This is a genomic window from Pleomorphochaeta caudata (assembly GCF_055395745.1).
Map to the genome: position 1 here is coordinate 2,660,245 of NZ_AP042458.1, position 13,928 is coordinate 2,674,172.

Annotated in this window: 13 protein-coding genes; 5 read left to right on the plus strand and 8 right to left on the minus strand. The window is 28.7% G+C overall.

Features of this window, described 5'->3' with window-relative positions:
- Nucleotides 1–28: 28 nt before the first annotated feature.
- Nucleotides 29–796: a GntR family transcriptional regulator gene (locus tag ACZ5RS_RS12230; RefSeq protein WP_464635844.1), complete on the minus strand. Its 768-nt coding sequence runs from the start codon at nt 794–796 to the stop codon at nt 29–31.
- A gap of 182 nt (nt 797–978) precedes the next feature.
- On the opposite strand from ACZ5RS_RS12230, the gene ACZ5RS_RS12235 reads away from it, so the two are divergent.
- Entirely contained in the window at nt 979–1,539 is a 561-nt protein-coding gene (locus ACZ5RS_RS12235) for a CD3072 family TudS-related putative desulfidase (RefSeq protein ID WP_464635846.1), read from the plus strand.
- Nucleotides 1,540–1,603: 64 nt separating this feature from the next.
- Here the strand turns inward: ACZ5RS_RS12235 and ACZ5RS_RS12240 are convergent, their stop codons facing one another.
- A complete protein-coding gene (locus ACZ5RS_RS12240) occupies nt 1,604–2,623 on the minus strand; it encodes a glycoside hydrolase family 130 protein (protein WP_464635848.1) in 1,020 nt (339 codons plus the stop codon).
- Between the two features lie 235 nt (nt 2,624–2,858).
- Between ACZ5RS_RS12240 and ACZ5RS_RS12245 the strand changes: the two genes are divergently transcribed.
- Nucleotides 2,859–3,878 (plus strand): LacI family DNA-binding transcriptional regulator, encoded by a 1,020-nt coding sequence (locus ACZ5RS_RS12245; protein WP_464635850.1) that lies wholly within the window; start codon nt 2,859–2,861, stop codon nt 3,876–3,878.
- Between the two features lie 191 nt (nt 3,879–4,069).
- Here ACZ5RS_RS12245 and dgoD read toward each other — a convergent pair whose 3' ends face one another.
- The 4 genes from dgoD to ACZ5RS_RS12265 form a co-directional block, all read right to left on the minus strand.
- Nucleotides 4,070–5,218 (minus strand): galactonate dehydratase, encoded by a 1,149-nt coding sequence (gene dgoD, locus ACZ5RS_RS12250; RefSeq protein WP_464635852.1) that lies wholly within the window; start codon nt 5,216–5,218, stop codon nt 4,070–4,072.
- 28 nt (nt 5,219–5,246) lie between these two features.
- Nucleotides 5,247–6,068 carry a carbohydrate ABC transporter permease gene (locus ACZ5RS_RS12255; RefSeq protein ID WP_464635854.1) on the minus strand — a complete coding sequence of 274 codons (822 nt, stop codon included), beginning with the start codon at nt 6,066–6,068 and terminating at the stop codon, nt 5,247–5,249.
- 10 nt (nt 6,069–6,078) lie between these two features.
- Nucleotides 6,079–6,954: a carbohydrate ABC transporter permease gene (locus tag ACZ5RS_RS12260; protein ID WP_464635856.1), complete on the minus strand. Its 876-nt coding sequence runs from the start codon at nt 6,952–6,954 to the stop codon at nt 6,079–6,081.
- A gap of 71 nt (nt 6,955–7,025) precedes the next feature.
- Nucleotides 7,026–8,297 carry an ABC transporter substrate-binding protein gene (locus tag ACZ5RS_RS12265; RefSeq protein WP_464635858.1) on the minus strand — a complete coding sequence of 424 codons (1,272 nt, stop codon included), beginning with the start codon at nt 8,295–8,297 and terminating at the stop codon, nt 7,026–7,028.
- A gap of 152 nt (nt 8,298–8,449) precedes the next feature.
- Between ACZ5RS_RS12265 and ACZ5RS_RS12270 the strand changes: the two genes are divergently transcribed.
- The 3 genes from ACZ5RS_RS12270 to ACZ5RS_RS12280 are packed head-to-tail and all read left to right on the plus strand — an operon-like array spanning nt 8,450 to nt 11,889.
- Entirely contained in the window at nt 8,450–9,292 is an 843-nt protein-coding gene (locus tag ACZ5RS_RS12270; protein WP_464635860.1) for a MurR/RpiR family transcriptional regulator, read from the plus strand.
- A gap of 15 nt (nt 9,293–9,307) precedes the next feature.
- On the plus strand, nt 9,308–10,765 hold the full coding sequence (gene gnd, locus ACZ5RS_RS12275) for a decarboxylating NADP(+)-dependent phosphogluconate dehydrogenase (protein ID WP_464635862.1): 1,458 nt from the start codon (nt 9,308–9,310) through the stop codon (nt 10,763–10,765).
- Nucleotides 10,766–10,794: 29 nt separating this feature from the next.
- The gene (locus tag ACZ5RS_RS12280; protein ID WP_464635864.1) at nt 10,795–11,889 is read left to right on the plus strand and encodes a PfkB family carbohydrate kinase; all 1,095 of its coding nucleotides are present in this window, start codon (nt 10,795–10,797) and stop codon (nt 11,887–11,889) included.
- Between the two features lie 173 nt (nt 11,890–12,062).
- Here the strand turns inward: ACZ5RS_RS12280 and ACZ5RS_RS12285 are convergent, their stop codons facing one another.
- Both ACZ5RS_RS12285 and ACZ5RS_RS12290 read right to left on the minus strand, forming a co-directional pair.
- Nucleotides 12,063–12,815 carry a hypothetical protein gene (locus ACZ5RS_RS12285; protein WP_464635866.1) on the minus strand — a complete coding sequence of 251 codons (753 nt, stop codon included), beginning with the start codon at nt 12,813–12,815 and terminating at the stop codon, nt 12,063–12,065.
- Nucleotides 12,809–13,777 carry a hypothetical protein gene (locus tag ACZ5RS_RS12290; RefSeq protein WP_464635868.1) on the minus strand — a complete coding sequence of 323 codons (969 nt, stop codon included), beginning with the start codon at nt 13,775–13,777 and terminating at the stop codon, nt 12,809–12,811. The genes ACZ5RS_RS12285 and ACZ5RS_RS12290 overlap by 7 nt, the downstream gene beginning before the upstream one ends.
- Nucleotides 13,778–13,928 lie beyond the last annotated feature (151 nt).

A 13,928-nucleotide genomic window follows, 5' to 3' on the forward strand; every position in this document is an offset into this window, starting at 1 on the left:
TTTATAACCTCCTATATTATCAACATACTTAATTTACATTTTTTCTCCCTCTATTAATGAATAGGGCATTATCCGTAAATTCAGTATTAAAAAAAGTCTTGTTTATATATATTTTATTATTTGTATTATTTAAGATTATTTGTTGTAGTACTAATATTGGTGTATCTTTTTCAACATTTAATTTATCTTGATAGAATCTTGTTGCTTTCTCAGTTGTTATATTACAGAAAGAAGAAAATCCTAATTTTTCATAAGCATCAACAAATTCTGTTGTTGAATACTTATAAAAATCTATATGCTTCGAAATAGATGTTGGAATAAAATCTTCAACATAAGCCAATATTCTATCTGGTTTATTTCTATCTTTAATTACTCTTGAGATATAATACATTGTTGAACTTTCACTGTTTAATTCTTTAGCAACAATAGTACTAATATCTTCAATTGTAAGTTTTAAATCTTCAACAATAATTGGAATATTCATTTTTTTATAGGTATTAATTAAAGTATCATAACTACCTAATTCTAATAATCCAAGATATGGAGCATTTGCTACAAATGTACCAGCACCTTTTTTCTTGTAAATAATTTTATCTTCATGTAATACTTGTAAAGCTTGTCTAAGTGTATTTCTTGAGACTTCAATTTCTTTAGCTAAGTCATTCTCTGGTGGTAATTTATCACCTTCATTCATCTTTTCAATTTTTGCAAAAAGTTTATTATAAGCATCAACATATTTAGGTTGAGCTTTTCCCAATTTGTTAATATTGTATTTTGCCTTGTCTTCGTTATTCATCATGTACCCCTTAGTATTAAGTTCATATAAACTAGAGTATAATCACATGTTCAACTTGTCAAACAAATTTTATAAAAAAAAGTACAACTTTAATATTTTCAATAAATTTGTTCTTTTTTACTTTTTAAATTGAACAACTTGTAGTACTATTATTTTATTAAAAGAGGAGGCAAGAAATTAATATGAAAAAAATAATTTTTGTATCTCACTGCATATTAAACATCGCATCAAAAGTAGTTATGTATAATAAAGAAGATATGGATAAAGAAGAATCTTTAAGAAAACTATTTTTAGATAAAGCAATTAAAAATGATATTCAAATAATCCAATTACCTTGTCCTGAGTTTACTATGTATGGAGCAAAACGTTGGGGACATGTTAGTAACCAATTTGATAATATTTTCTTTAGAAATTATTGTAAAAAAATCTTAAAACCTATAATTAATCAATTAATTGAATATTTAAACAATCCTGAAATGTTTAAAGTATTAGGAATTATTGGAATAGATGGAAGTCCTAGCTGTGGTGTTGATTATACTTGCTATGGCAATTGGTATGGATCCTTTGAAGAAAGAGATGATTTAGATGAAACTTTAAATTCTTGCAAAATGGATAGCGGAAAAGGTGTACTTTTTGATGTTTTAACTAAAATGTTAGAAGACGAGAATCTACTTGATAAAGTAAAAATTACTGCATTATTTGCTAATGAACCACAAAAATGTTTATCACTGTTAGATGAATAAATATAATTAATAAAGTCTACAAATTATCAATAGATTATAATTTGTAGGCTTATTTTAATTAATATTACTTTATTGGATTTTCTAATAACTCATTTAATAAATTAGAAAAGTTACAGGTTGCAACTCCTACATATTGATCGGCTCCGCCATAATAAACAAACAATTTATCACCTTTTACAAAGTTACCACAAGGGAAACATATACCATTATAAAGGCCTTTTATCTCATAATCATATTCTGGAACCATAATAGGATTCTTTAATCTATGGGTTACTATTTCGGGTTTATCTAAATCTAATAACATTGCCCCAATTCTATATTGTTTATCTACTCCAACTGCATGATAAAGCATAAACCAACCAAATTCAGTTTCAATGGGTGGAGCACTTCCCCCTATTTTATACTCCCAATCAAACTCAGCTTTAGCTAATAATGAGAGCTTTTTATTCTCTAATAAATCATCACACTTTGAAATCCAAATAGCCGGATTCTCAGTTCCATATTTTTCTCCTACCCATTTTAACGGTCTATGAAGTAAAACAAACTGATTGTTTATTTTTCTTGGAAAGAGAATTACATCTCTATCATCCAAAGTTGGATCTGTTAAATATCCAGGTCTATAAATAGTTTTAAAATCTTTTGTTATTGCAAGGCCTGTTCTAGTCTCATTATTTCTTAATGCAATTGGAGCTGAAGGTGGTAAATCTTTAATAGTATCTCTATTATTACCCTCATTTAACCAATATTTTCCTGGTGGAGAATTAACTGCAGCATAGGTAATAAAATAATAATCATCAATTTTTACTATTCTTGGATCTTCTATTGAACCACTATCCCAAGTACCATCAACTATTTCAAATAAGAGTTTATCACTAACCCTCTCAAAATCATAACCATTTTTACTTTTAGCGATACCTAAATTTACTCTATGCTCCTTATCAAAACCTGCAGCTCTATATATTAATATTATTTCATCCCTCTCCTCATCATAATAGGAAGCTGGATTAGTTGTTACTAAACTCTCCCAATCATTATTTGGATTTGGAGAGAGAATTGGATTATTTTTATATTTTTCTAATTTCATTTTATATCCTTTTGTTTTAATATCTTTTAATAAAAGAAAGAGTAAAATCATAAAAAAATATTGTCAAGTTAATATAATAAAAATATAAAGTTTTTTGAATAAATCACTTTACATTACTACAAAAATATTAAATATATATAATATTTTACTTGACAAATTTACTTTACAAAGTTTTAAAAGACTACTATAATTAAATTAATAGAATGCTATTTTTTATAACATTAAGGATAAAATAATGGATAAGAAACAAAAGAAACCTTCAATGCAAAGCATTGCTAATGAATTAAATATATCAAAAAATGCTGTTTCCCTTGCTCTAAACAATAAAGAAGGAGTTAGTGAAGAAACAAGATTAAAAGTTATAGAAGAAGCAAAAAGAGTTGGATATATAACAAATAATGAAAATAGTAACATCATAGTATTTATTCCTGAATATATCCAAAATGATGTATATTTCTATAATGATATTTATTGGTCAATTGATTTTTATGCTACAAAAAATAATTACAATGCTGTGATGGCTACCATTACAAAAGATATGGAAGATAAAAATTCATTACCAAATATCTATAGTGAAATGGAATTTACTGGTGCATTAATTATTGGTGTATTATCTAATCAATATGTTGAATATATAAAAACTCTTAATATACCCCTACTTTCTGTTGATAACATTTATTATGGATTAAATATTGAAAGTATAACTAGTGCTAATACTGAAGGCTCTTACTATATTACTCAAAGAATCATAAAAAAAGGCCATAGAAAAATAGGATTCATTGGATCCTATAAAATGACCTCAAGTTTATATGAGAGATGGTGTGGCTTCCAAAAAGCTTTATATGATTATCATCTTGAACTTAATCAAAACTTTATAATAACAGATAATTCTCCACTTAATTCTCTTTTAGCAGATTATGAAGAAGTATTAAACAAATTAAAAAAGTTCAAAGAATTTCCTACAGCTTTTGTATGTGCAGGGGACAGAATCGCTCTAGCAACCATTAAAGCATTAAGAGAATTAGGTTATGAGATCCCAGATCAAATCTCTGTTGTAGGGTTTGATGATATTGAATTAAGCCAATACATTCATCCTTCCTTAACAACTATGCATATTGATAGAAAACAAATGGGAAAACTAGCAATAGAAAACTTGATAAAATTGATAAATAAGCAAAGCATAACTACACAAGTAAAATTATCTACAAAATATATTGAAAGAGATTCCCTAATTATGGCTAAAAAACATAATTAAATAAATTTACAAATATTAGAATAAATACTAAAAATATACCTTATACTACATATTTTTTATTAAATTTTATGTATTAAATAGTAAAATTATGTAGTAAATCATAGATTAAATTATTTAAATTTCTAATATAACATTATAAATTTAAATCTAACATTGCTAATGTTAGATTTAAAATATACAGTGTTACATTTCTACCATTCAGCTACAGAACCATCCTCATGTCTCCATAGAGGGTTTTTCCAAGAATGTGGATTTTTATTTTCTTCAATTACTAAATCTTTATTAATTTCAACACCTAAACCTGGTTTTATTGGCATATCAACAAAACCATTCTTAAATTCTAAATCTTTAGGGTTTTTAATATAATCAAGGACTGATCTATCTTTATTATAATGAATACCAATACTTTGTTCTTGAATTGTTGCATTATAGGATGTTGCATCAACCTGCAAACAGGCACTTAAGGCAATAGGCCCTAACGGACAATGAGGAGCTAAAGCAACATCATAAGCTTCAGCCATTGATGCAATTTTTTTAACTTCTGTAATTCCACCTGCATGGGATAAGTCTGGTTGGATTATATCAACTCCACCAATATTTAATAATCTTTTAAAATCATATTTGTTAAACAATCTCTCCCCTGTTGCAATTGGTATATTACAAGCAGAAGCTATTTCAGGAAAATATTCCATATTTTCACACAAAATTGGTTCTTCAATAAACATCAAATCAAATTCTTCTAATTTTTTAGCAAGTATTTTAGCCATAGGTTTATGAACTCTACCATGAAAATCTACAGCAATACCAAAATCTTTTCCACAAGAGGATCTAATTGCAGCAACCCTTTCTAAAACAGCATCTAGCTTTGAATAACTATCAATAAAAGAGAGCTCACTAGTTGCATTCATTTTTACAGCTTTAAAGCCTAAATCTTTTTTTTCTTTAGCAGCATTACCTGTATCTGATGGTCTATCACCACCTATCCAAGAATAAACTTGAATTTTATCCCTACATTTTCCACCCATCAATTGATAAATTGGAACATCAAAAACTTTTCCCTTTATATCCCATAAAGCTTGATCTATACCAGAGATGGCACTCATTATAACTCCACCTCCTCTATAGAATCCGCCTCTATATAAAATATTCCAAAAATCTTCAATTCTTGATGGATCTTTATCTATTAAATAATCACTCATTTCATTTACACAAGAAAGTACAGCTTTAGCATGACCTTCTAAAACAGCTTCCCCCCAACCAGAGATTCCAGAATCTGTTTCAATTTCAACAAAACCCCATCTAGGTCTAACAAAATAAGTATTTATAGCAATAATTTTCATAGTTCAAACCTTCTTATAATAATATCTTTTAACCTTTAACAGCACCAGCAGTTAATCCTTGTACGACATACTTTTGGAACAGCATTGTTATAATTATTGCAGGAGTCATAATTGCAACTGCAGCAGCCATAACTGCGCCCCAATCTACTTCAACATAGGAAAGAAAGTTATAAACAGCAATTGGAAGAGTTCTTGTTTTTTGTTGGCTCAAGACTTGTGAGAACATAAAGTTGTTCCAACTAAAGATAAAACTCAAAGTGGTCGCTGTAACAATCCCTGGTGTTGATAATGGAAGTACAATTTGTACAAAAGAATATTGTCTAGGAAGACCATCAACCATAGCAGCTTCCTCTAATTCCATTGGAACTGCATCAAAATATGGAGACATTATCCAAACTATAAGAGGGAGAGCAATAAGCATATGAGAGAGAATTAAGGCAGTGTATGAATCCATCAAATGCAATCTTGAAAATACTATGTACCAAGGCATTAAGAAAGAAATACCAGGTAATAGTCTTGCTAATAAGATAAATACTGATAATTTTCTTTGCTTATATCTTGCAATCGAATATGCAGCAGGGAGTCCAATCAATAAAGACATAAATACAGCAACAAATGCAACTATAACTGAGTTTTTCAAATAATGGAAAAAGTTTTGTTCAATAAATACTCTCTGAAAATTTACAGATGTAGGTTTAAAAATAAATCTTGGTGGCCAAGCAATAATATCAACTTGAGTTTTTACACTACTCATGCACATCCAAATAAAAGGGAATATTATAGGAACAACTATAATTAATAAAACTACAATATTAAGAACTTTTTTTCTAACTCTAGATTTTTGTACCATGTTATTCCTCCTACATCTCAAAATTCTTTCTTACTTTCATTACAAACAAACTAAATGATGAAACTAAAATAAATAAGAAAACCAACATAACTGCACTTTGACCCATTCTGAAATATTCAAAACTATATTTAAATGCAAGAATATTTAAATTTTCAGAAGAGTAACCAGGTCCACCACCTGTCATTGCATAAATAATATCGTAAGTTTTAAGTGCATCAATTGATCTAAGAATTATTGCAGTTAAAATAGTTGGCATAAGCATTGGCAATGTTATTTTAAATAAGATTTGTCTTGAAGAAGCTCCATCAACAATTGCAGATTCAAAAGGTTCTTTTGAAAGCCCTGCTAAACCAGCCATTACCATTAAAGTAATCATAGGGGTCCATTGCCATACATCAACTAAAATTAAAGAGGGCATTACTGTTTTTGAATCTGAAACAAATCCATTAGGCGGTAAATGCAGCACACTTAATACCCAGTTTAAAATACCAATATTTGGATCATAAAATAAATTCCAAACAATACCTACAGCAACAGGAGTTGCTACCAAAGGCAATAAAAGTACAGTTTTAATTGCACCTTTACCAAAGAACTCATTATTTAATAAAAGAGCAATTGTTACACCTAATAATCCTTCAAAAAATATTGCTCCAAATGTAAAATATAAAGTTCTTCCTAAAGCTGAAAGAAAACGAGGTTCTTTTAAAACTTCAAAATAACTTGCAAATGCAACAAAACTTAAAGGCCTTCCACTTGTTAATGACCAATCAGTAAAACTAAGAAAAAAAGTATAACAAACTGGAAAAACCATAAGAATAATTACAAAAATTACTGCTGGTAATGGAAAAATATATTTAATATTTCTTTCAAAGAAAGCTGTTTTCATTTATTACCTCCATATAAATGAAACCAGCCTATTCAAATTATAAAGAATAAGCTGGTTTTAAATTTTGTTTTTTATTCTTTATATTCTCCGTCGTCCATTAATAGTTTATCAACAGCTTTTACTTTTTCTGCTGCTAAAGAATCTAACTTAGTTGAAGCTCCATTAGTATTAATTGATTCAATAATTAATTCACCAATTAAATCTCTTGCAGCACCTACACTACTCATATAAGGTCTATCATAAGGATAACCGTTTTGAGCTGCAGCAGCTTGTGATTCTACTAAACCAGGATTCATAACTTCAAGAACTTCACTATCAGTCCATGCAGAATCTCTAGCCATTGTAATATTGCTTAACATACCTTCTTTAGCAAAATTAGCTGAAGTTGCCCAATCTAAGAATTTTTCTGCAGCTGTTTTATTTTTTGAATTTTGAGAAATTGCCATACCCCAAGAAACTACAATAAATGGGTTATTTGCTTTTGGTCCAACAGGGAATGCTGCAACACCAACATCTTCTTTTGGTACAACACTCTTTTCTGGATCAATTAAGTTACCATAGAATACTGAAGCATCTGTCCACATAGCAACTTTTCCAGCTTGGAAAATAGGCATTATATTTTCCCAAGACATACTTGTAATACCTTGAGGTCCATACATTCCATTAATACGACCATAGTATCTAATAGCTTCTAAAGCTTCTGGAGAATCAAATACAGAATGACCATTTTCTAGATATCTACCACCATAGTTATAAACATAACTTGACATTTGAGTAACACCAGCAGCACCCTTACCTCTTGATGCAATTCCAGCTACTCCATTTTTGTTTAATACTTTAGCAGCACTTTCTAATTCTTCCAAAGTTTTTGGTACTTCAATACCAGCAGCTTTAAATAAATCTTTTCTATAGTATAGAACCTCCCATTCTGTTACTAAAGGTACGATATAATTTATACCTGCTTTTGCACCAATATCAATTGTACTTTGTGGATAATCTGAGAAGTTATAATCATTTAATGGTGCATACCAATTATTCTTCATAAATAGTAAGCCTTCTTGTAAAGGTCTAGTCATAAATACATCAACAGTTGAAGAACCAGTTGCAAATTCAGTAGTTAGTTGTTGAGTCAACTGTGATTCTTGTAGTTGTTCTACATTTACCTTAATACCTGTAGCTGCTTCAAATTCAGGAATTTTCTTTTTTAATAAATCCCCATAAGGATGGTTAGCTAATAAAACACGAATTTCTTGAGTTTCTGAGGCTACTTCATTTCCTCCTTGTGCAAACAATGGGAGAGCCAAGCTAACAACTAGAAGCAAAGCTATAATTTTTTTATGCATAATTAATTCCTCCTTTTATAAAAAACAATTATGTATTTCTAAAACTTATTATGTATCACATTTTTTTAATTGTAAATAAAAATAAATTTTTTTTTATTGCATGAATATTTTTTTCATATTATACTAAACAAAATGAAAATAAAGGATTATTAATGAAACCAATAAGCGTCTTATATACAATAAAAAGTAAATACAATGAGTTAAGTAAGAAAGAGAAACAAATAGCAGATTATATAGTAAAACACCCAAAAGAATCTGTTAATCCTAGCATTGATGAATTAGCTAAAAAAGTAAAAACTAGCGAAGCAACTGTAGTAAGATTTGTTAGAAAACTTGGATATCCTGGCTATCAAAAATTTAGAATAGCCTTAGCCCAAGAAAGCATTGCAGTCAACAGCCAAGTTTTTGAAATTGACATAAATGAAAAAGACGATATTGCTTCATTAATTTTCAAGCATACAATTCAAGTATTAGAAGCTAGTGCTCAATCCTTAGATAATGAAGCTATTAAAAAAATAGCAAAACAAATGGTCTCTTCAAACAAAGTATTTCTTTTAGGCTTAGGTGGTTCAAATATTTCAGCAAGAGAAGCTTTTCATAAGTTTATAAGAACTGGACTTCCTTGCTACTTCGCAGAAGATTTTCATATGCAATTAATGCTTGCATCCCAATCAAGTAAAAATGATTGTGCTATTTTATTTAGCCACTTGGGCAATAATTATGACACTATTTCTATTGCAGAAGAGTTAAAAGAAAAAGGTTGTAAGCTATGTGTAATCACAAGTTATGCAGAATCTCCTTTAGCAAAAATGGCTGATATTGTTTTGCAAGCTTCTCCATTAAATAGTGAAGTAGTTGCTGAAGCTTTCTCCTCTAATATAGCAACAGCAACATTTATTAATATTTTATACGTAGAAATTATGAATTTAACAAATAAAGATGGTTTACAAGCACTTACCAATATGCGAAAAGCGATTGCAAAAAGAAGATCTTAAAAGAAGGAGTTTTATATGAAAGCAAGCATTGGTTTGATTGGTTTAGCTGTAATGGGTGAAAACCTTGTTCTTAACATGGAAAGAAATGGCTACTCTGTTGCAGTCTTTAATCGAACAACATCTAGAGTTGATAACTTCATGGCAACTAGAGCAAAAGGCAAGAATATAATACCTACCTACTCTCTTGAAGAATTAGTTTCAAAAATCGAAAGACCAAGAAAAATTATGATTATGGTAAAAGCTGGGGCTCCTGTTGATTCAACAATTGATCAATTAATACCATTGCTTGATAAACAAGATATAATAATTGATGGAGGAAACTCCAATTACAAAGATACTGAAAGAAGAGCTCAATTAATTGAAAGTAAAGGTTTGTACTTTATTGGTACAGGAGTTTCTGGAGGGGAGGAAGGTGCGCTTATGGGTCCTTCTTTAATGCCTGGAGGAAGCGAAGAAGCTTGGAAGAGTGTAAAACCAATATTCCAATCAATTGCAGCAAAAGCTGGAAATGATAACAAACCTTGTTGTAATTGGATTGGTAAAGGTGGTGCTGGGCACTTTGTTAAAATGGTTCACAATGGAATTGAATATGGAGATATGCAATTAATCTGTGAAATTTATGATATTATGCGTAAAGCCCTCAAAATGCCTTCAAATGAAATTGCTGAAGTGTTTAAAGAATGGAATCAAAGTGAATTACAATCATATTTAATTGAAATTACTAGCGATATCCTTTGCTTTAAAGATGAAGATGGCTCTTATTTAGTAGATAACATTTTAGATACTGCTGGACAAAAAGGTACAGGCAAATGGACAGGTATTAATGCTTTAATGCTTGGAAGTCCTTTAACTCTTATCTCTGAATCTGTTTTCTCAAGATGTTTAAGTTCTCAAAAAGATGAAAGAAAAGTAGCAGAGAATATTTTTAATATTAACCTTTCAAATGATGATATAAATTATAGTAAAGCTACAATCATAGAAAATCTAAAAAAAGCACTATATGCAGCAAAAATTATTTCTTATGCTCAAGGGTTTGATTTAATCAAAAAAGCAGGCAAAGAAAACTCTTGGAATTTGAATTTAGGTGAAATAGCACTTCTATGGAGAGGCGGTTGTATAATTAGATCTCAATTCTTAGATAAGATTAAAGATGCTTATACTAAAAATCAAGATTTAATGAATCTAATACTTGATCCTTATTTCTCAAAAATACTAATAGAAAATCAAAGTGCATTAAGAAAAACCATATCTTTGACTGTCGAACTTGGAATCCCTCTTCCAGCCCTATCTGCAGCTCTATCTTGGTTTGATGGATATAGATGTAACAATCTACCAACTAACCTACTTCAAGCTCAAAGAGATTATTTTGGTGCTCACACATATGAAAGATGTGATAAAGATAGAGGTAATTATTATCATACCAACTGGACGGGAACTGGAGGTTCAACATCCTCTAGCAGTTATAATATTTAAGAAAACGATACAAAAGGAGAATTATATCAATGCTTAAAATAAAAGAAAAAAGTGACAACTCAATAGATTTTATGGCACTTGGAGCTTTAGTTGTAAGATTAGATAGCGGGGTTTTCCCATTAGATTTTGCTGAAAAAGTTGATCTTCATGTTTCGGGTGGAGAATTTAATGTCGCAGCAAATCTTTCAAAAGCATTCAATATGAAAACAGCTATTGCCTCTGCTATGGTAAATTATCCTATTGGAAGAAAAATAGATAATGAAGTAAAAAAAATGGGAGTTATTCCATTCTATAAAAATTTTGAATTTGATGGAGTTAGAGGGCCTAACATGGCTTTAGTTTATAGTGACAGAGGACAAGGTCTTAGAGCGCCTGTAGTTTTCTATAACAGAAGTAATGAGGCTGCATCTTATTTAAATCAAGATAGCTTTGATTGGAATGAAATATTTAAAAATAATATTAGATGGTTTCATAGTGGGGGTATTTTTAGTGCCTTAGGAGATGATATTCCTGAAACTATAATAAAAGCAATGAAAATAGCTCATGAACATGGAGCAATCGTTTCATTTGATCTAAATTATAGAGCAAAATTATGGCAATCACTTAAACATGAAAATATAGACACTAAAGAATTTGCTCAAAAAACTTTATCAAAAATAGTAGAAAATGTTGATGTACTTTTTGGAAATGAAGAAGATTTACAACTTGGACTTGGACTAAAAGGACCTAATGTTGAAAATAAAGAAAAACTTAATCCAGATTCTTTCTATTCTATGATGGATCAAGTAGTTACAAGATTCCCCAATATAAAAGCTGTTGCAACAACTATGAGAGAAGTAATATCTACTAATAAACATAATTGGAGTGCAGTACTTTGGTATGATGGTAAAGGTTATCAAGCTCCAACTACAACCCTAGATGTATATGATAGAGTCGGAGGTGGTGACGGTTTTGCGGCAGGATTAATCTATGGATTACTTGATGGAAGAAATCCTGAAGAAGCTCTTAGATTAGGCTGGGCACATGGAGGTCTACTTACAACCTTCCCAGGAGACACTACTATGGCAACATTAACCCAAGTAGAAGCTTTAGCAAAAGGTGCAAATGCTAGGATTCAAAGATAAATCATTTAAATTATAAAATAATACTTACTAACAAAAAAAGGCTTTTATTAAAGTATTTTTATACTTGTTATAATAAAACAATTACAAAACTGAAGGAATCAAAGATTTGATTCCTTCTTTTATATATAGCTTATATTTATAAAATCTTATTATTTTATACAAATAATATTTTATTAAAAATATATATTTCTAATAAGCTCTAGATATTCATCAAATCTAGAATGTTCTAATTTTAAATTTTTCAAATCAGGTCTATCATTAACAACTAAATCAAGAAATTGATTTACATCATTTTTTATTTTATCATTAAGAGATATTTTTAATGTGGGATCTATAACATTTAAAAGCCTAAAAACATCATTTTTATGCTTTTTTATATCATGAGAATCAACCGGCTCCCCTTTTTCCTTTTTTAATTTCAAATCTAACCAAGCTTTAATTTTAAAAAGTATTAATATTTCAGTAGAAAGGATTGAACATCCAGATATCTCTTTTTGTCCTTTTTTTAATAAATCGTAATAATCATCATTTAATAATATAGCTGAAAGACTTCTTATATCATCACTAATATGGATTGGTGCTAATCCATTATCATACTCTAATTCAAAAGACAGCGGTGATCTGCTAAAAAGTTCAATCATTTTTGGAAATTCAGAATTTATAGGATCTGTAAATCTATAAAACTGTTTTTCACCTGAACTTTTTAAGCGAGTTGCATATCCACCGGCTTCTATAAATTGCCAAAACATTTTTCCAAAAGATATATCTAACACCTCAAGAAAAAGAACAATATCTAAATCTTTTGTTGCTCTAAATGGAATACCATATTCTTCCATAATAATATCGCAAGCAGTACCACCAATAAGAATATATTGATTAGTATAATCTTCAAAATAATCTTTAAACTTATCTAATCCCTTTACCATTTTTCATCTTTTAGGATTTTTTCTAGTTCACTTTCAACTCTTTCATCTTTGTTATCCAATAATGAAGCATATAGAGAAATTAAATCAACATGATTATTTTTAACAAATAAGGAAGGGTCATATTTCCAAATCTCAAGTTTAACTAGATTTTTGTCCTTTATAATATCGTTATTATTTACTACCTTTATATTTAATTTATTATAATTTTTATAATAAATTGCCCTAACTTTATTCTCAAAATAATTTAACATTGAGAGTTCTGACAAAGACTCTAACCCAGCAATAAATGAATTATCTGGGGCCTTTTGTACATAAACAATTTTTTTTATAGGATTTATAAGATAGTTTTTACCTTTTTCAAAATAATAATTATCAACTATTCTCTTATATTCTTTACTACGTCCAGTTTTGCCACCACTGTCATAATCTATTAATTTAGCATCATATAATTCATTTAAAGCTCTTGATGCTGTTATTAATGTGAAATTCATTTTCTTCGCAAAGGATTCATTATTAATAGTAATATTTTTATTATAGATAAAAAACAAAAAAGCTAACTGAGCTGATGGAGAGAATTTTTGAATTTCTTTTTTAACTAAATTAGGAGTATTTTTTAATAACAATCCAAGAAATGGCAAAAACATTTGACCATCTTCACTAATGAATGAAATTCGCCTTTCAATTAAGGTTTTTTTTCTGTATGAAGATATTTTATTAAAGTAAAATATAAAATTTCCTTTTTTTAGATTATTTAAAATTTTTAAGTTCTTCTCAATCATATCAATACTTGGTAAATCATTTTTTACTTCAAGCAAAATACATGAAATATCAAGAATTCTTATTTCATAAAAATTGTATTTTTCTTTTAAAAACATGGGAATTTTATTTATCTCATTAAAAGAAAATAATTCAAATTTATCATCAATATTATCTTTTATATTATTCTTTAAAGCTGATAACATAATAAAAAAACTCCTAATATAACATTATATATTTTTAATATAACATTATTAATGTTATATTTCAAGTTATTTATGTTATATTAAAAAACTTTTCTTTTTAATACTACTATAAATTATATATTACCAATATACTAATATAAATTAATTGGAA